At 37.1% G+C, this 19,522-nt stretch carries 11 protein-coding genes and 2 pseudogenes; 1 reads left to right on the top strand and 12 read right to left on the bottom strand.

Annotated elements, in window-relative coordinates; all coding sequences use genetic code 11:
* Nucleotides 1–81 precede the first annotated feature (81 nt).
* Nucleotides 82–480: a transcriptional regulator Spx gene (spx, locus tag D7I46_RS00660; RefSeq protein ID WP_120771115.1), complete on the bottom strand. Its 399-nt coding sequence runs from the start codon at nt 478–480 to the stop codon at nt 82–84.
* Nucleotides 481–819: 339 nt separating this feature from the next.
* A complete protein-coding gene (locus D7I46_RS00655) occupies nt 820–1,350 on the bottom strand; it encodes a hypothetical protein (RefSeq protein WP_162930919.1) in 531 nt (176 codons plus the stop codon).
* Between the two features lie 274 nt (nt 1,351–1,624).
* On the opposite strand from D7I46_RS00655, the gene D7I46_RS00650 reads away from it, so the two are divergent.
* The gene (locus D7I46_RS00650; RefSeq protein WP_120771114.1) at nt 1,625–2,224 is read left to right on the top strand and encodes an ATP-dependent Clp protease proteolytic subunit; all 600 of its coding nucleotides are present in this window, start codon (nt 1,625–1,627) and stop codon (nt 2,222–2,224) included.
* A gap of 37 nt (nt 2,225–2,261) precedes the next feature.
* Here the strand turns inward: D7I46_RS00650 and icd are convergent.
* From icd to D7I46_RS00600, 10 genes and pseudogenes are all read right to left on the bottom strand, one after another.
* Nucleotides 2,262–3,499 (bottom strand): annotated as a pseudogene (gene icd, locus D7I46_RS00645) (NADP-dependent isocitrate dehydrogenase).
* A 22-nt stretch (nt 3,500–3,521) separates the two neighbouring features.
* Nucleotides 3,522–6,068, bottom strand: a complete 2,547-nt coding sequence (acnA, locus tag D7I46_RS00640; RefSeq protein ID WP_120771113.1) for an aconitate hydratase AcnA — start codon at nt 6,066–6,068, stop codon at nt 3,522–3,524.
* Nucleotides 6,065–7,393 carry a citrate/2-methylcitrate synthase gene (locus tag D7I46_RS00635; protein WP_120771112.1) on the bottom strand — a complete coding sequence of 443 codons (1,329 nt, stop codon included), beginning with the start codon at nt 7,391–7,393 and terminating at the stop codon, nt 6,065–6,067. The genes acnA and D7I46_RS00635 overlap by 4 nt, the downstream gene beginning before the upstream one ends.
* A gap of 134 nt (nt 7,394–7,527) precedes the next feature.
* Nucleotides 7,528–10,937, bottom strand: a pseudogene (locus D7I46_RS00630) (pyruvate carboxylase).
* Nucleotides 10,938–11,410: 473 nt separating this feature from the next.
* Nucleotides 11,411–12,649, bottom strand: a complete 1,239-nt coding sequence (locus D7I46_RS00625) for an FtsW/RodA/SpoVE family cell cycle protein (protein ID WP_120771111.1) — start codon at nt 12,647–12,649, stop codon at nt 11,411–11,413.
* Between the two features lie 691 nt (nt 12,650–13,340).
* The gene (rpmG, locus tag D7I46_RS00620; protein ID WP_120771110.1) at nt 13,341–13,487 is read right to left on the bottom strand and encodes a 50S ribosomal protein L33; all 147 of its coding nucleotides are present in this window, start codon (nt 13,485–13,487) and stop codon (nt 13,341–13,343) included.
* Nucleotides 13,484–14,710 (bottom strand): multidrug efflux MFS transporter, encoded by a 1,227-nt coding sequence (locus D7I46_RS00615; protein ID WP_120771109.1) that lies wholly within the window; start codon nt 14,708–14,710, stop codon nt 13,484–13,486. The genes rpmG and D7I46_RS00615 overlap by 4 nt, the downstream gene beginning before the upstream one ends.
* Before the next feature lie 186 nt (nt 14,711–14,896).
* On the bottom strand, nt 14,897–15,508 hold the full coding sequence (gene coaE, locus D7I46_RS00610; RefSeq protein ID WP_120773242.1) for a dephospho-CoA kinase: 612 nt from the start codon (nt 15,506–15,508) through the stop codon (nt 14,897–14,899).
* A 193-nt stretch (nt 15,509–15,701) separates the two neighbouring features.
* On the bottom strand, nt 15,702–18,065 hold the full coding sequence (gene pflB / locus D7I46_RS00605; RefSeq protein ID WP_120771108.1) for a formate C-acetyltransferase: 2,364 nt from the start codon (nt 18,063–18,065) through the stop codon (nt 15,702–15,704).
* Between the two features lie 274 nt (nt 18,066–18,339).
* Nucleotides 18,340–19,257, bottom strand: a complete 918-nt coding sequence (locus D7I46_RS00600; RefSeq protein ID WP_162930782.1) for a magnesium transporter CorA family protein — start codon at nt 19,255–19,257, stop codon at nt 18,340–18,342.
* Nucleotides 19,258–19,522 lie beyond the last annotated feature (265 nt).

Below are 19,522 nucleotides of genomic sequence, written 5' to 3'. Positions count from 1 at the left end.
TACTTATGGTCACTATCTTTTATAGATGACAAAAAAAAGACGCAACTAACGTCTCGAAAAATTCCTTTTTTAAATAAATAATTAGATTGCGCTACGTAAACGTGCACCGCCATTTTCTAAAATGCGCACCGTACGTGGCAGGAAAGCTCGAATTTCTTCTTCGTTGTAGCCAACGTGCAAACGTTTTTCATCCATGATGATTGGACGACGCATAATTTGCGGATTTTCTGAAATGATTTTAATCGCTGCTGACAGTGATAAATCTTCAAAATCAACACCCAAAGTCTTCACAAAACGGTTTCGGCTTGAAATCAATCCTTCCACACCATCATCACATTTTTCCAAAATACGACTGATTTCATCAACTGATAATGGGTCAGCAATGAGATTTCGCTCGTTGAATGGAATTTGGTGATATGAAAGCCAATTTTTAGCTTTTTTACAGCTTGTACAAGAGGGGGCTGTATAGATTGTAATCATCGTCTCTCCTTCGTGTATATTTATTTAACTAATAATATTAAACATCAATGATTGTTCAATTATAACACATTTGAAGGGTTAAAAAAAGACCTTTTTCAAAGTTTTTCATAAAAATTCACAATATTTTATTGACAAAAAAACTGTCAGCACTTTCCTAGAATTTTAGTATGAGGATACTCCAAAATTCTAGGAAATCATGACTCCATATCTTTGATACAAGAGTACATTGTGACAGTATTTTAATCAAAATTTTAGACATTTTCTATCTAATGATTACATATTATTTTACTAACAGGGCTTACTTTTATGCAAACAAAAAGTAAGTTGTAAATCACAGCATCAGATATTATAGTGCTGCTTCTTCAGCATTGCAGGGTAAACATTTTTTGCTTTTTGCAATTCCCGCTTTTTCGCTTCAATATCATCAGTAATTTCGACAGAAAAATTTTCAAAAATTGTGCGCGATTCTTTAAAAATGTAACCTCCATTTTTTAAATCTTGCTCATCATCAAAAACAGCCAAATGGTGTGATAATTTTTTAAAGAAAGTATTCAAAAAATATGTCGGAATGTATAAATTATACATTGATGTATAATTTTTCAAAAAGTTATAATCATAAAAAGGAACTTTAACATCACTTTGAGGATTAATCAATTCCTTGTCATCGCCTGTAATCGGGCGATTAAGAATCTCAATCACTTTTTGATTTAATGTATTTCTAACCTCAATTTCACGAAGCAATTTCTCAATCGTTAATCGTTTTTTATAACGATTTTCATCATAGACTTTATAAATATAAATGCCTGCAATCAAAAGCCAAGCACCGATAAACATTCCAAAAATCATGGCAATAACAAGTTCAGTATTCATAGATTTAATTATAACAAATTTGAAAGCGTTCTGAAAGTTTAAACTCTTTACTAACAAAAATTTTGTCAGTACTGACAGAAAATTTTTATTCAAAAAACTATTTTCTTTGACCTTTTTTGACCAATGAGTTATAATAAAGAAAAATATTAATAGAGTTCACTCTCTTTGAAATCATAAAAATCTAAAGTAAAATCTCCGCAAAGTCCGAGAAAAACTAGTATCCTCATGATTTTAAGAGAGTTAGACTCATATCTTATAAAAGGAGATTCAATTTATGGGTTATTTAGTACCTACTGTTATTGAACAATCTAGTCGTGGCGAACGCGCTTATGATATCTACTCAAGACTTCTGAAAGACCGCATCATTATGCTGACAGGTCCCGTTGAAGATGGAATGGCAAACAGTATTATTGCACAGCTCCTCTTTCTTGATGCACAAGATAACACGAAAGACATCTATCTTTATGTTAACAGCCCTGGTGGCTCTGTATCAGCTGGTCTTGCTATTGTTGACACAATGAATTTCATTAAATCTGATGTTCAAACCATCGTCATGGGTATGGCTGCTTCAATGGGAACAATCATTGCATCAAGTGGTACAAAAGGCAAACGCTTCATGTTGCCAAATGCAGAATATTTGATTCACCAACCAATGGGTGGTGCTGGACAAGGTACTCAACAAACAGATATTCAAATTATTGCTGACAGTATTAAAAAGACACGTGACCGCCTAGAGCGTATTCTCTCTGAAAACTCAGGAAAACCTATTGAGCAAATTCATAAAGATACAGAACGCGACCACTGGATGGACGCCAAAGAAACTTTAGACTATGGTTTCATTGATGAAATTATGGAAAACAATTCATTAAAATAAGTATAAAAAATTCTGTCAGTATACTGACAGAATTTTTTTATGTTGTTTTTATAAAATCAACTAATCTGTCAGCAAATTCCATCGTCGAAAGTTCTCCTCCCAAGTCCGAAGTAACTGCCCCAGACCGAAAAACCTTTGAAAGTGCTAACTTTATCAAATCTGCAACTTCTTGCCAACCGATATATTCAAACATCATCACCCCTGATAAAATCAGACTTGACGGATTTGCTTGATTTAGCCCGCAATATCAGGGGCTGTGCCATGTGTTGCTTCAAAGATGGCATGTCCTGTTTTATAATTAATATTGGCGCCAGGAGCAATCCCAATGCCTCCAACCTGAGCGGCAAGCGCATCAGAGATATAATCGCCATTCAAGTTAAGTGTCGCAATAACATCAAAATTTTGCGGATTGAGAATAATCTGTTGGAGAAAATTATCAGCAATCACATCATCAACATAAATTTTACCCACTTTAAGAGCAGTGGACTTTTCCTTTTCAGCCTTTTGAACGCCCTGTTCTTTTTTTATTTTATCATATTCCAGTTTTGTAAAAGTTGGATATTCAGCAGCCACTTCATAAGCCCATTTTCTAAATCCTCCCTCTGTAAACTTCATGATATTTCCTTTATGCACAATCGTCACGCGCTTTTTATCATGTTGTAAGGCATAGTCAAAGGCAGAGCGTACCAAGCGTTTTGTCCCGTCGGGACTGACTGGTTTTACACCAATCGCTGATGTTTGTGGAAAACGAATGCCCCGAACACCTAATACTTCTGACAAGAATGAAATCAACTTTTCTGCTTCAGATGTGTCAGATGCAAACTCGATTCCTGCGTAAATATCCTCTGTATTCTCGCGGAAAATTGTCATATTAACTTTTTCTGGTTCCTTCACAGGAGCAATAATTCCAGAAAAATATTCAACAGGACGCACACAAGCGTACAAATCCAGCTTCTGTCTCAAAGTTACATTGATTGAGCGAAAACTTTCTCCCACAGGAGTCATCAAAGGGCCTTTGATAGCAATCAGATTTTTTGAAATCTGTTCAAGTGTTTCCTCAGGAAGATACTTCCCAGTCACCTCAAATGCTTCACCTCCTGCCAGTAATTTCTGCCAATCAATCTTCTTCTCTCCAGTAAAAACCTTTTCCACAGCTGCATCAAACACTCGTCTTGCCTCTGGAAAAATATCCCTACCTACGCCGTCTCCTCTGATATAACCAATCGTTGGTACGTCAGGAACAGATAACTTGCCATCTTTTACTTCTATTTTCATCTTCTACCTCATTAACTTACCATCATTTTTTGCGAATAACATAAGGCATAATCCCATCATGCTCATAATAATCCGAGTCAACTTGAGAGTCAAAACGTAACACTACTTCAAAAGTTTTGTCATCTGCATGCACTGTAATTCGTTCATGGATTTTTGGATGTTGGGGTAGTTCAATACGATACACTTCATGCCCTGTCAATCCAAGTGTTTCCGCATTTTCATTTTCTAAATATTGGAGCGGCAACACGCCCATCATGACAAGATTACTCCGATGAATTCGTTCAAAACTTTCGGCAATAATCGCTTTAACACCAAGTAATTTCGTTCCTTTGGCTGCCCAGTCACGACTAGAACCCATCCCATAATCTTTGCCCGCAAGTACAATTAACCCCGTGCCTTCTTCTTTGTATTTTTGCGCCACATCGTATATGGATAAAATTTCACCGTCAAACTTAGAGTAGCCTCCCTCAACACCAGCAACAAGCTGATTTTTTATCCGAATATTGGCAAAAGTACCGCGTGTCATCACTTTATCATTGCCTCGTCTCGAACCAAAACTGTTGAAATCCTTATAAGCCAAGCCTGCGGAGGTCAAATACGCTCCTGCAGCTGATTTTAGCGGAATATTTCCCGCTGGGCTGATATGGTCTGTGGTAATAGAATCTCCAAATTTTGCTAATGCGCGAAGTCCCAAAAGTTGAGTAAAAGAAGGAAGTTCTGCCGTTAAGTGAGTAAAATAGGGTGGATTAGAAATATACGTCGAATCTGCTTTCCAATCATAAACTTCACTCTTATTCGTTTTAATTTCATTCCATGCTTCATTTTCATCAAATATTTTAGCGTAACTCTCTGCATATAACTCTCGAGTAACATATTTGCTCACTAACTCTTCGACTTCTTCCAATGTTGGTAAGATGTCTCTCAAATAGACTTTTTCACCATTCTCAGCAATCCCAAGTGCAGTTTCCGTCAGATTTCTCCTTACAGAACCTGCTAGTGCATAGGCTACTACCAAAGGTGGACTAGCTAAATAATTTGCTTTCACAAGTGGATGAATACGTCCCTCAAAATTTCGATTTCCACTTAGAACACTTGCTACGATTAAATCATCAGTAATCACACTTGTTTCCATTTCAGTCAAAAGAGGACCAGAATTACCTATACACGTCGTACACCCATAACCGACCACATTAAAACCAAGGTCTTCCAGATAAGGAAGAAGCCCAGCCTTTTCGAGATAAGAGGTCACAACTTTAGACCCAGGTGCTAATGACGTTTTTACCCAACTTGGAACTTTTAGCCCTTTTTCTACTGCATTTTTAGCAAGTAATCCTGCCATCATCATCACATGAGGATTGCTCGTATTAGTGCAACTTGTAATCGCTGCAACAGCAACTTTCCCATCCTCTTCTTTTAACGGTCTCTGTTTTTCAGCGAAAGTTTCAAAATTTGTCAATAAATCTGCTAATTCGAGCATATCTTGTGGGCGTGAAGGCCCAGATAAACGTGTTGCAATCTTACTTAAATCAACATCAATGACTTTACTGTACTGTGGTTCATAAGAATTATCATAAAAAAGTTTATTTGCTTTTGTATAATGTTCCACTCTTGAGACCACTTCATCAGAGCGATTGGTCGCGTGTAAATATTTTAGTGTTTCATCATCAATTGGGAAATAACCGCAGGTTGCACCATATTCAGGTGCCATGTTTGCAATAGTTGCACGGTCTGCCAGACTAAGATTTTCCAAACCTGTACCAAAAAATTCAACAAATTTTCCAACGACTTTTTCATCACGCAGTATTTTAGTAATTGTCAGTGCTAAATCGGTTGCTGTTGCAAATATACCAAGTTTGCCGCTCAATCGGACACCAACGACTTCTGGAGTTGTTAAGGAACTTGGCTCACCTAGCATTACTGCCTCTGCTTCAATGCCACCAACACCCCAGCCTAATACTCCCAGTCCATTAATCATCGTCGTATGACTATCTGTACCAAAGACACTATCTGGGTAGAGTAAGCCATTTTTTTCACAGACAACTTCACTCAAATATTCGATATTAACCTGATGAATAATCCCTGTTGCTGGTGGTACAACACGAAAATTATCAAACGATTGTTCCGCCCATTTTAAAAATTCATAGCGTTCATGATTTCGCTCAAACTCCCTCTTTGAGTTTAGCAGCAGCGCACGCTCATTTCCCTGCACATCAACCTGCACTGAGTGGTCAATGACCAAATCTACTGGAATTTCAGGATTAATTAGTTTAGGGTTTTTACCTAATTTAACCATTGCATCACGCATAGCCGCAAGATCAACAATAGCTGGTACGCCTGTAAAGTCTTGTAGAACGACACGACTAGGTAAGAAAACAGTTTCTTTTCCTGTATCCCCTTTTAAGTAATCTAATACTGCTTGGATATGTTCTTGTGTGATACTTGTATCATTCTTTTGTCGCAAGAGACTTTCCAACAACAACCTCAAACTATAAGGAAGTTTGTCAATGTCTTCAATTTCAGAGATATCATAATATTGATAATTTTTATCAGAGATTGTTAAGTCCTTCATCTGTCCTCCAATTTTACATAATTTTTTGATTCTAATACACTCTCATACGCTGGGCGAATAATTTTATTCATATTGATTAATTCTTCGATTCTATGTGTCAACCATCCTACAACGCGAGCAATGGCAAATAATGGTGTGAATAGTTCCTGTGGAATTCCTAATATTTTATATACAAATCCAGAATAGAAATCAATATTTGGAGAGATTGTTTTGTAAGTTTTACGATGGTCTGAGATAACTTTTGGAGCAAGTCTTGCAACTCTTTCATAGAGTTCAAACTCTTCTTCCATCCCTTTTTCTTTCACCAAACTTGCCACATAACTTTTAAACACTTCAAAACGTGGGTCACTAATTGTATAGATGGCATGACCAATTCCATAAATTAGTCCTTGCTGGTCAAAAGCCTCTTTGTTCAAGATTTTGTATAAATAGTCTTCAATCTCTGCTTCATCATGATAGTTCGAAATATTTTGTTTGATATTTTCTAGCATTTTTGCTGCTTTGATATTGGCTCCACCATGTTTTGGTCCTTTCAGACTTGACAATGCCGCAGCGATTGTAGCATAAGTATCCGTCCCACTTGAAGTCACAACATGAGTTGTAAAAGTAGAGTTGTTTCCTCCACCGTGCTCCATATGAAGAATAAGTGCAATATCCAATACTTTTGCTTCTGTATCAGTATATTGACAGTCAGGACGCAACATACGCAAAATATTTTCAGCAGTACTCAAGGTTAAATCTGGATAGTGAATGTAGAGACTTTCTTCTTTGCGGTAGTGACTATAGGCCTGAAAAGTATAAATCGCAAGCAGCGGAAAATTGGCAATCAAATTGAGCGACTGCTCTAGGACATTTTCGATTGAAATATCCTCTGCTTTATCGTCATAGCTAGCAAGAGCAAGTAAACAGCGACTCATAGAATTCATTACATCACTTGATGGATTTGTCAAAATTGTTTCACGTACAAAAAATTCAGGAAGTATTCTTTTATGTGCTAAAATATCTTGAAATTCTTTCAAATCATCGGCTGTTGGTAACTCTCCAAACAATAGAAGATAGGTAACTTCCTCAAATCCGAATCGACCTTCTCTGCGAAGATCATCAACAATATCTTTGATATTGTAAGCACGATATTCTAAGATTCCTGGAATTTGTTTTCCGTCCTCATCAAAAGAATGAATCGCCGAAATATTCGTTAATCCTGCTAGTACTCCTTTTCCCTCAAGATCTCGTAGTCCCTTTTTGACATTGTACTCCTTGTAAAATTCACTGGGAATTTGTGAATTTTTAATCATCTTTTCTTGGTGTTTGTTTAATAAATTCATAAATACCTCCATCTATTTAATTATTATACACTATTTATTAAGAAAATTATATATTTTCTGAAAATTAAATAACCGTATTTTTTTGGAAACAACAAAAAACCTGTCAGTATACTGACAGGTTTTCAAAAAGGTAATTAATCAATTTCAATAAGTAAATCTTGTGTTTGAATTGCTTCCCCTTTTAAAACATGAATATCTACAATTTCGCCATCAAAAGGTGCCTCAATTGTCGTTTCCATTTTCATCGCTTCAGTGACCATCAGCGCTTGGCCTTTTTTAACTTTATCACCTGATTTGACTAAAACTTCAAGAACTGAACCTGGCATTGTTGCACCGATTTGGTGAGGATTTCCAGTTTCAGCTTTACGTTTCGCAACAACCTGTGTCTGAACAGACTGATCGTTGATTACAACTTCTCGGCGTTGTCCGTTTAAGTTAAAGAACAAGACACGATTTCCTGCAAGGTCCGGCTCCCCAATCTCGTCAAGACGAATACTCAACGTTTTTCCTTTTTCGATTTGGACTTCTATTTTTTCATTAAGTCGCATACCATGAAGGAATGTCGGTGTATCAAGAAGAGTCACAGCACCAAACTCATTTTGCATTTTTTGATACTCAAGAAAGACTTGAGGATACATCAAATAACTGATAATTTCATGGTCTGCAGGTGTATAACCAATTTTTTCAGCTAATTCTTTGCTGACAGCCTCCAAATCAACTTTGTCAGCGTGCAAGCCTGGTCTGTCAGTAATGACAGACTTATCTTTAACAATAATTTTTTGTAATTTCTCAGGGAATCCCCCTCTGGTTGCCCAAGATCCCCTCGGAAAAATGAAACAACTGATTCAGGGAAATTCAGGCTACTTCCTTTTTCGTAGACATCTTGCTCTGTCAATTCATTTTGCACCATAAATAACGCCATATCGCCAACAACCTTTGAGCTTGGTGTTACTTTGATAATATCACCAAACATCATATTAACTGTACGATACATTTCTTTAATCTCATCAAACTTATGCCCTAATCCTACGGCAGCAGCTTGAGATTTCAAGTTCGTGTATTGACCACCAGGCATTTCATGCATATAAACTTCTGTTTGAGGACTTGTAATTCCTGCTTCAAATGGTGCATAATATTTGCGCACATCTTCCCAATAATGGTCAATTTGTTCAGCATTTTTCACATTAATCGCTGCATGACGTGGTCCATGTTCGAGTGCATAATAAATAGATTGCATGGATGGTTGAGATGTACCCCCAGCAAGACTTGCCGTTGCCACATCAATAATATCAACACCCGCTTGAGTCGCCCCAGAGTAAGTAATAATCCCGTTTCCTGACGTATCATGTGTATGTAAATGAATCGGCAAATCCACAGTATCTTTAAGCTCAGAAATGAGTCGATAAGCAGCTTGAGGTTTTAGTACACCAGCCATATCTTTGATTGCAAGCAAATGTGCGCCTGTTGCTTCCATCTCTTTTGCCAAATCTTTATAATATTTGAGATTATATTTTGGACGTGAAGGGTCAAGAATATCTCCTGTGTAACAAATCGTTGCTTCTGCAATTTTCCCTGCATCACGAACAGCTTGAATAGATTTCTCCATTTGTGGTAGCCAGTTAAGCGAATCAAAGATACGGAAAACATCAATTCCTTCACGCGCTGCAACACGAATAAATTCTTCAATGACATTATCAGGATAATTTTGATAACCCACTGCATTTGAACCGCGGAAAAGCATTTGGAACATGGTATTGGGCATAAGTTTACGAAGTTTACGCAAACGATACCACGGACTTTCATTGAGGAAGCGGTAAGCAACATCAAAAGTCGCTCCTCCCCACATCTCTGCTGAGAAAAGTTCAGGAAGACCTTGGTCTACTGCTTCTGCAATTCCCTTCATATCCTGCAAACGCAGACGTGTTGCAAGAAGCGACTGATGGGCATCACGGAAAGTTGTGTCAGTCAACAATACTTCTTTTGTATTTTTGACAAAATCAACGACAGCATCCGCACCTTGCTCATCCAAAATATTTTTTGCTGTTCTCTTTTTCTCAATGACTAATTGAGGCTGACGTGGTTCATCGTAATGACGCTTGTCTGTTTTTTCAATACCAGGAAAACCGTTTACTGTAATGGTTGAAAGATAATGTAGAGTCTTTGTACCACGATTACGCAAACGAGGGAAAATGAACAAACTTGGAGTGTTATCAATAAAAGTTGTTGTTGCCTGACCACTTCTGAAATTCTCATTATCAATGACATTGATTAGAAAAGGAATGTTTGTTTTTACTCCACGAATACGGAATTCATGTAATACACGCTCCATCTTCCGAACAGTATCTTTAAAATCTTTTGAGAAAGTACAAACCTTGACTAACAAACTATCAAAATGAGGGGTAACCTCATAACCAGCATAAGCGTTACCATCCAAGCGAACCCCATAACCTGCTGGTGAACGATAAGTATCAATCTTACCCGTATCAGGTAAGAAGTTATTTTCAGGATTTTCTGTCGTAATACGACACTGAATCGCAGAGCCTAAAAGAGGAATCTCATCTTGGGCTGGAATTCCAATTTCTTCATGCAGAGACTTACCTTGAGCAATCAAGATTTGAGCTTGAACAATATCAACTCCTGTCACAAGTTCTGTAATTGTATGTTCCACTTGAACACGCGGATTAACCTCGATAAAATAAAACTGATTATCTTTAACAAGAAATTCAACGGTTCCTGCATTTACATAACCTACATTTTTACAAAGTTTAACCGCTGCTTCACAGATTTCTTTACGAAAATCTTCTGGCAAGCCCACCGCTGGTGCAATTTCAATTACTTTTTGATTACGGCGTTGCACAGAGCAGTCTCTCTCATAGAGGTGCACAATGTTTCCGTGGCTATCACCTAAGATTTGAACTTCAATGTGTTTCGGATTTTCGATGTATTTTTCAACATAGATTTCACCTGAACCAAACGCACCAATAGCCTCAGACTTTGCTCTAGCATATCCATCGCGCATTTCATCGTCGTTGCGAGCCACACGCATCCCGCGACCTCCACCGCCAAGTGCAGCTTTAATCATCACAGGATAGCCATACTCTTTGGAAAAAGCAAGAGCGCCATCAATATCAACCGCACCATGCGTTCCTGGGATTCCCGGAACTTTTGCTTCATCTGCCGCAGTTTTAGCTTTAATTTTATCGCCAAAAATATCCAAATGATGAAGTTCTGGACCAACGAAAACAAGACCTGCCGCGCGAACTTTTGTCGCAAACTCAAGGTTTTCAGACAACAAACCATAACCTGGATGGATGGCATCTGCCCCACAATCAAGAGCAACACGAATAATGTCATCTATATCAAGATAAGCATCAATTGGTTTTTTCCCTTGACCGATAATGTAAGATTCGTCTGCTTTGAAACGATGCACTGAATATTCGTCTTCTTTTGCATAAACAGCAACTGTTGATAAACCAAGCTCATTACAAGCTCGGAAAACACGAATAGCAATTTCGCCACGATTGGCAACTAGCAATTTTTTCATACAATCTCCATTTGTTAAGGTTGTTCAGAAACTCGCTTTATTTTTGTAGACGAACTAAACCTATATTGCGGCTAAAGTTACAACAGCCTACTTGACATCTACAATATGTAACCACACTTCCGCTTCGCTACGTTATCCATTTTCTCTAAACGACTAGATAGATGAAACAATTAGCATATCTGTTACTACTTTAGCGCAAACGAGTATCCTATAAAGTCACAAGGCAAAATGGTCTTGTCCAAGAAGTCTAGTCGGTAAAATAACTGACTTTATGGTAACTTTGCGTTCATTTACCTGACGAATACGTCAAGTGCAAAAATGTAATTCAAAGAAAAAATAGAGTTTCTGAACACGACTAATATTAATTTGGCAATTTTCTGTCAAATTTTTTATTTTTTAACTCTGTCAGTACTGACGAAAACATAGAGTTTTCCATCAGTACTGACAGAGTTATTTTTTTACATTTTTTGATATTAAATATTCGCAGAACTGTATTGATTCGAAAGTTCGGAAACTTCTTGTCGTTTTTCATCTGCTGAAATATTAAGTGCAAAAGCAATTCCTAATGATAAGACAAGGAATGATGAACCACCCTGAGATAGAAATGGGAAAGTTACACCTGTTTCTGGAATTAATCCGACTGCCCCACCAACGTTAACGAATACTTGGATAAGCAACATGGAACTTACTCCAATTGCCATTAAAGCATTAAAGGAACTTCGAGCACGAATACCTACTAGGAGGATACGGACAATCAGGAAAAATAGGATGCTTAGCACAATAATGCCACCTATTACTCCTAATTCTTCCACAACAATCGGGAAGATAAAGTCTGTATGTGCTTCTGGAAGATAACCATTTTTCTCAATGGAATTTCCTAAACCACGTCCAAGCCAACCTCCATTGACGATTGCATAATAGGAGTTTGCTAACTGATGTCCCGAATTTGCCAAGTCCGTAAACGGATTAACAAAGGCTTCAAAACGGGCATTGATGTAAGAAATTTTTAAAAATGATGGAATAATATTTCCCCCTGTAACAAAGAGCATTCCAAGAAAAGCTATCGCAACAGTGAGGACAATTTTTCCATAACCATTAAACCAACGCCAAGAAATTCCACTTGCTCCCACCATGATAAGAGCTAGAGCTGCGAGAATAATGGCATTACCCATATCTGGCATGATTAAATCCAGTGCGAGTAAAATCACAACTGGGAGACGCCAACCTCCAAAAAGTTTTTGGAAGAGTCCTTTTCCTTTAAAAACCTCTTGAATGTCTTTTCTCTGTATAGCCTCCTGCTTTTCAGAGAACACTGAAGCAAGATACCAGATGACAAATACTTTAGCGTATTCCGCAGGTTGAATTGTTCCAACTCCTGGAATAGGAATCCAACCATGTGCACCATTAGCTGTTGTCCCAGGACCTACCCGAGCATAAATCATTGCCAAAATCAGCATTACCATAATAAATCCCAGCATTCTTTGACTCTTGAGTGCTTTTAATTTCATTCGGTAAATGACCGCAATTGCTACGAAACTCAACATCATGAATGCTGCTTGTGTAATAACTAGCCTGTAAGGAGAAAGTCCTCGTGCCAGTTGGTAAGGTACCGTCGCCGAGAAAACCATGACAATCCCTATGGCAGATAACATCAAATAAGGGATTAAGATGGAGTAATTCAAAAAGTTTGTTTTTTTCAGTCCGTCTCTCATTTTTTATTTCATCTCATTTATATACTATAATTTGGTTTGAAGTGATTACTTCATTGGTGGGGATTCTTTTCTCCCACCAATGTTAGGGTACAACCTCACATCAAAGATATGAGGTCACACCCGTAGCGAAGCTTCGTTATCCATTCGCTCTAAGAGACTAAAGTCGCAAGGCGAAGTGGTCTATCTAAGCGCTAAAGCACCGAGACTCTAGGACAGTAGAACGAAAACAGAGCTTGCCATTTCGCTTTAGAGCGAATGGACAGCATACATGGCAAAGCAGAGATAGTGTTGCCTCCTCCTCGCCTAAGAGGAGGGATTAGCACGCACTTGCTAAGTTAAAAATACTCTATAATCGTTATGCCGCAGCTATTAAATATTCATATCGTCGCTGGGAGCTTTGCTATTTATAAACTTATGGACTTACTTCCTCTGCTACTCCTCTTACTCCAAAGTGATCACTTCACTGGTAATGGCTAGTTCGGACAATTTTTATACTTCTGTTCATTTTAATCAATAAGATTACAAATAGTGCTTCAATTTATCTTATTCATTATATCATTTTTTGCGTATATTTTTTGAAAAATGACCGTGATTTCTTCAAATTTGAAATTCTTTTCTTCTATTTCCGTATATTTATTTTTTTGATTACTGATAATATAAAAAAATCACTGATAAAAAACTGTCAATGATTTTATTCCTCCCGATGCAGAGTGACAATGCGTTCTTTTGGACAAAATTTCATTGTCTCAACTTTCTCTGGGTGAGTTGCTTTATTTTTACTACTAATATAATTTTTATTGCCACAAGAAGTGCAGCGAAGTGTAATTTTTATCCTCATTCCATGATGCTCCGTTTATGTAAATATTTCCGGAAATTGATGAATGACCAGACGATATTGACGACAACAAAAAGACTTGTTCCAACGATTGCTGCACGGTAACTAATGTATCCCGCAATTGCTGAACCAACCAAAGGACCTGTCACCATTCCAAGATTTGAGCACATTTGCGCGTAAGCAAAAATACGACTTACTCCTTCTTTAGGCGTAATTTTAGAGAGCAGTGAATTGACCGAAGGCATCAATGCACCTGTACCAAAACCAAGTAAAAATCTCAAAATCCCCAATTGCAATGGACTATTAACCATTGCCATCGGCAAATAAATCACAAATGTAAAGACTAAACCAATCAAAATCAGACGGTGCGAACCGTACTTATCTCCGATACGTCCCAAAAAGCTTGATGACAGCATTGCGGATAGACCTACCGCAGATACAATCAAACCTGAAATAAACATCAAGTTTGTTGTATTTGTTGTCAAAGTTTTGATGTAGAGTGTCACAAAAGGCTCAATAGACTGAGAAGTAATCTGAATAATAAATGTTGTAACAAGTAAACCAAACAGTATTTGTTTATTGCTTACACGCGCAATAATTTCTTTACTAGAAAGCATTTTCCCTTTGGGAATCGGCTCAAAATTCTCATGAACAAAAAAGATTGTAAGTAACGTCGCTAAAGCCAACAAAACCCCAACAATTAAAAATACATTTGCCATTCCAAACCATTGTGCCATCAAACCACCTAATGATGGACCGATTAAAGTCCCAGAAACCATCGCTGTTGCCAGAGTACCAAGCGCATACCCTGATTTTTCCTTTGGAGCTTGTGAGGCAATCATCGCTGTCGAATTTGGGATATAGCCTGAGAAAAATCCCATTAACAAACGTAGAGCAAGCAAAGCCCAGACTCCTCCAAAATGATCAACAAAGGCAATCCCACTCATACAAATTGTCATTGCAATTGATGCACGAACCATCATCGGCTTACGACCGTGTTCATCAGCCAAACGCCCCCAAACAGGTGCAACAAGTCCTGATGCCAAAGCCGTCAATGAAAAGGCCAAACCAGAGTAAAGTTCAACATTTCCACCTCTAACGCCAAGCCCTTGGATATACAAAGGAAGAAATGGCATCACAAGTGAAAATGACGAACCGACGATAAAACAACCAATCCACGTAATAAATAAATTTCTTTTCCAATTAACAGTTTTCGTTAAACTCACCTCAATCTTTTTTAATTTAACACTCTTTTATCTCAAATCACTGACCGAAAGAAAAAGCGAAATATGCCAGTCCCGCATTTATAGTATGGCTAGCTGCCCATACCTCTGACATTAATCTCTTGATTTTTTACAATGAGCGACCGCTAACTTTCTTCACTCTTTATTACAAGACATTATGACTCACTTTTAAGAGTGATCAGTAGGACACAAATCTTCAAGAGCTTGCTGCACTTGACTTTGTAACTGCTCGATTGTTCCACTATTATCAAAAACTCTGTCAGCAAATTTCTGCTTTTCTGTCATTGACATTTGTGTTGAAATACGACTTCTTGCCTCTTTTTCTGACAAATGATTGCGTGCCATCAAACGCTTCAACTGTACGCTTTCAGGTACTATAACAAGCCAGATTTCATCAAATCCAGTATAATTATATTCAATCAATAACGGGATATCCATAAAGATAATTGAATGCTCTGTCAGTACTGACAGAAGCTCATCTCGCTTATAATACAGTTCCTCACGAATAATTTTATCCTGAAGTGCTGACAATTTTTCACGTTGGACTCTATCAGCAAAAATCAAACGTCCTAATTTTTCACGATTCAACTGACGATTTTCATCAAAAAATTCAGCACCAAATTCCGTCAAAATGGCCTGATAAAGTTTTCCATCAGGCTTTTGTAATTCACGAACAACTTTATCAGCATCAATGACTTGAAAGCCTCGAGAAACCAAAAAATCAACCACCGTTGATTTTCCACTCGCAATTCCACCAGTCAATCCAATTACTTTTTTCATCATCTTATTTTAGCATAAAATTTCTATTTTCGAAACTAAAACTCATAGTTTATTAGCTATTTTTATTAATATTTCTCTTTTCACCACAACTCAAATAATCTATACTATTAACCCGCCTTCTTGTCAACACTGACAGAAACTAAAAAACTCTGTCAGTGCTGACAGAGTTTAATTATCATTATCAATTCAAGAATTAGATATTAGTTGTGTGCATTACTTCGTTGTCATCTTGTGAGAGGACTTCGTGGAAGACACGTTCAGTCAATTCTTGTTTTTGTTCAGGTGTGAGGTATTTAGTATTGACACAGTAACCAGAGATACGAACGATAACATCTTCACCATTCATAATCTTGTCATAAACATCTTTGAGATCCATAACATTCAAGTTAACGTGTTGACCAGCAAATTCAGTACCACCAATCAAAGCACCTGGAGTAAAGTATCCGTCAAGGATTTGAACCAAGTTATCCACTTGTTCGTCACGAGTCTTACCAAGTGCACGTGGAGAAACTTGAGTTGTCAATGAGATACCATCATTAGCGTCTTTGAATTCCAATTTAGCCAATGAACGGAGGTTTTGCAACCATCCACCTTTAGCTTTGTTAGATGGGTTAGCACCTGGTGAGAAGAATTCAAGTTTAGATTTGTTCACTGTACCATCTTCATTGAGGAATACACCTTTATGAACTGGTGAGTTACCTGTTTGCTTAGAGTAAGCAACATTAGATGTGATTGTCAAAAGTGAAACAGTTGCTTCAGCATCTTTGTAAAGTTTGTGTGAAGCCAATTTTTCATGGTACATCTTCATCACAAGCTTAGCGATATCATCAGCACGGTCATCATCTTCACCATAACGTGGGAAATCACCTTCTACTTCATAGTCATAGATGTAGCCATTTTCGTCACGGATTGTTTTAACTTTTGCATATTTGATTGCTGAAAGTGAATCAACAGTATTTGCAAAACCGCAGATACCAAATCCCATGTTAGCACGAACTTTAGTTGGCAAGAAAGCCATTTGAACTGCTTCATAGTTGTATTTATCAGTCATGTAGTGGATGATATTCATGGCATCAACATAAGTATCAGTCAACCAGTTGAGTGACTTGTCAAAGTTTGCCATAACTGTATCGTAGTCAAGAATTTCGTCACGAACAGGTTCAATATCAAACACTTTATAGTCTTTATGCACATCATCATAACCACCATTAAGACCAGTTAACATTGCTTTCAAGACATTTACACGTGCACCAAAGTATTGGAGGTTGTGACGTCCTTCTTCATTTTCTGGATCAAGTGGAGAAACACAACAAGAGATACAAGACATCTCACCGTAACCGTCTTTAGCCATTGTTTCAACACCTTCATATTGGATAGATGAGTGTTTGTGGCTCATAGACATTGCGTAACGTTTGAATGAGTAAGGGAGTTTAGAATCCCAAAGAACAGTCAAGTTTGGTTCTGGAGCGTTACCGATTGTATCAAGTGTGTTGAGGAAACGGTAGTCCATTTTAGTTACACGGTGACGTCCGTCGTTACCCATACCAGCCATAGATGTTGTGATGAATGTTGGGTCACCAGAGTAAAGTTCATCATAAGCAGCAGCACGAGCAAATTTCATTGTACGAAGTTTCAGTACGAAATCGTCTGTAAATTCTTGAATTTCTTCTTCTGTGAATGTTCCGCGAGCAAGGTCACGTTCAGCGAAGATGTCAAGTACAATTGGCACACGTCCAAGTGAAGTTGCAGCACCATTAATTACACGACATACAGCCATATATGCAATGTTAACCCATTGGATAGCTTCTTTCACGTTCATTGCAGGTCGTGAAACATCAAGTCCATAAAGAGCACCAAAGTTTACAACTTGTTGCAATGCTTGGTATTGCATATTGATTTCTTCTTTAAGACGGATATTGTCGTCGTTAATTTCAGTAATTGCATCCCATTCTTTAGCTTTTTCTTTCATCAAGTAGTCTGCACCGTACAAAGCAAGACGAGCATAAACCCCAATGATACGACCACGAGAGTAAGCATCTGGCAAACCTGTAACAGTGTGAGCATGACGTGCTTTACGGATAGCTGAAGTGTAAGCGCGGAAGATACCATCATTTACAGAAGTCATTGTTTGCGACAATACATCATGCAAATCAGGATCAATACTAAGACCATGTTCAGTCAAGATTTTTTCAGCAACACGAAGACCACCTTTAGGCATGAAGTTCAAACGGAAAAGTTCGCTGTTTTGCATACCATAAATTAATTCAAGCTCTTTATCGTTAGCATCAACATATCCAGCAGGGATTTTGTCAATAGAAGTCACACGGTCAGTATCAAATGGGAAACCAACTTTTTCGTAGTGTGCTTTTGTATCTTCAATAATTTTTTTAACTTTAAGTGTACGTTCTGTTGGACCAGCAAGGAAGCTTTCATCGCCATCATAAGGTTTGTAGTTTTCTTGTACAAAACGAGTGATGCTTGCTTTGTCGCGCCAGTCAGTCCCTTTGAAGCCTTCCCAGGCTTGTTCAAAGATGTTTTCAGTAACTTCGGTTTTCATTTTGAAAATCTCCTTTGTTCTTTCTGTTTCAGATTACATTTTAATTATATCATACAGTTTGCGGATATCAAAAAAAATCCTGAATAAATCGCACATTCTTTACTAGTACAGTTATTATTATTTTAATATCTGTTATAATATTTTAGCTATTTTTTATCTACTTTCTTTCAATATTTCACAAACTATTTCTTACTAATATTGATAAATACAACTCTTGACTAATCAAAATAATTTTTTCACAAAAAAATAAATAGGATAAATAAATTATCCCATTTTATAACATATCTTTTCGATGCAAAAGCCAGGTTACCCAACCACTTACCACGACAATCACCACTAAAATAGCCCAAACCATCCATTTAATTGCTTGACCAGGAATTGGAACATTCATCCCATAAAAACCGACAATTACCGCGGGAATCCCTAAAACAAAAGTCGCAGAAGTCATAATTTTCATCACAATATTCAAATTATTACTTACAATATTTGAGAACAAATCCCGTAAATTTTCGAGTAATTTAAGTTGAATCTTTGTTTCTGTATATGCTTGGTCTGTTTCAACAAAAATATCATAAATCTTATCTGCAAAACCGTCTTCATCATCTTCTCGTAAATAATCAATAAATTTGCGCAAAACTTGAATATTATTATGTAAAGCATCTTCAAAATAAATCAGACTTGCTTGGATTGCTATCATATCTACAATTTGATCGTTTTTAGTTGAATTTTTAATTCCAACTTCGAGTCTTCTACGCCGAGTCCTAAACTCTCGCAGATAGTCATGATAAGCATGAGTCATTTGATACATTACCTGAAAAATCAATTGATGTTTGTAACGTTTATAATCATACTCTCTATCAAAAATCATACGACTATCAATCTCATGATTGAGTGCAAGAATGACCGATTCATTTTTTGTCCAAACTAAAGAATATGGAAAAGTAGCAACTTCACCATAATTTGAAAGCGCTGGATACTGGAGCAAAATCAGATTATTATCATTATCATCCGTTTCAAAACGGGCATTTTCATAATCATCAAGAATCCCCGAAACATAGTCAAATGGAAAATCATAATATTCCGAGACAGTGCCAATTTCTTCTCGTGTTGGATTCAACACATAGGTAAAGTTTTTCATGTCAGGTGTTGAAGTCAATTTTTTGGCACTTGAAAGTTCGTAGTTTTTAATCATTGATTGTTAATTCATGCTTTCCTATTTCTTATCATAATTGAGCATACAATGCTCATGATTATAGACTAATTGTAACAAATTTTTTCTATTTTTATACTCCTAATGTCACTTTTTAATAATCCAAATTTCCTTAATCTTTGGAGTATTTTTTTTAATACTTCATAATATAATAACCTTTGTAAAATTAGAGGGGAACTTATGAAATTTAAGTATGAACCATTAATTTTATCAGAGAAATTCTCTAACAGCAAAATCATTTTTGATA

The sequence above is a fragment of the Lactococcus allomyrinae genome, from assembly GCF_003627095.1.
Taxonomy (GTDB): Bacteria; Bacillota; Bacilli; order Lactobacillales; family Streptococcaceae; genus Lactococcus; species Lactococcus allomyrinae.
The sequence above is the reverse complement of the archived record's forward strand: the minus strand, read 5'-3'. Positions and strand labels throughout refer to the sequence as shown.

Bases quoted from the DNA above. Each gene is read 5' to 3' on its own strand.
- spx (WP_120771115.1), bottom strand. From the start codon at position 480: ATGATTACAATCTATACAGCCCCCTCTTGTACAAGCTGTAAAAAAGCT.
- D7I46_RS00655 (WP_162930919.1), bottom strand. From the start codon at position 1,350: ATGAATACTGAACTTGTTATTGCCATGATTTTTGGAATGTTTATCGGT.
- D7I46_RS00650 (WP_120771114.1), top strand. From the start codon at position 1,625: ATGGGTTATTTAGTACCTACTGTTATTGAACAATCTAGTCGTGGCGAA.
- acnA (WP_120771113.1), bottom strand. From the start codon at position 6,068: ATGAAGGACTTAACAATCTCTGATAAAAATTATCAATATTATGATATC.
- D7I46_RS00635 (WP_120771112.1), bottom strand. From the start codon at position 7,393: ATGAATTTATTAAACAAACACCAAGAAAAGATGATTAAAAATTCACAA.
- D7I46_RS00625 (WP_120771111.1), bottom strand. From the start codon at position 12,649: ATGAGAGACGGACTGAAAAAAACAAACTTTTTGAATTACTCCATCTTA.
- rpmG (WP_120771110.1), bottom strand. From the start codon at position 13,487: ATGAGGATAAAAATTACACTTCGCTGCACTTCTTGTGGCAATAAAAAT.
- coaE (WP_120773242.1), bottom strand. From the start codon at position 15,508: ATGAAAAAAGTAATTGGATTGACTGGTGGAATTGCGAGTGGAAAATCA.
- pflB (WP_120771108.1), bottom strand. From the start codon at position 18,065: ATGAAAACCGAAGTTACTGAAAACATCTTTGAACAAGCCTGGGAAGGC.
- D7I46_RS00600 (WP_162930782.1), bottom strand. From the start codon at position 19,257: ATGATTAAAAACTACGAACTTTCAAGTGCCAAAAAATTGACTTCAACA.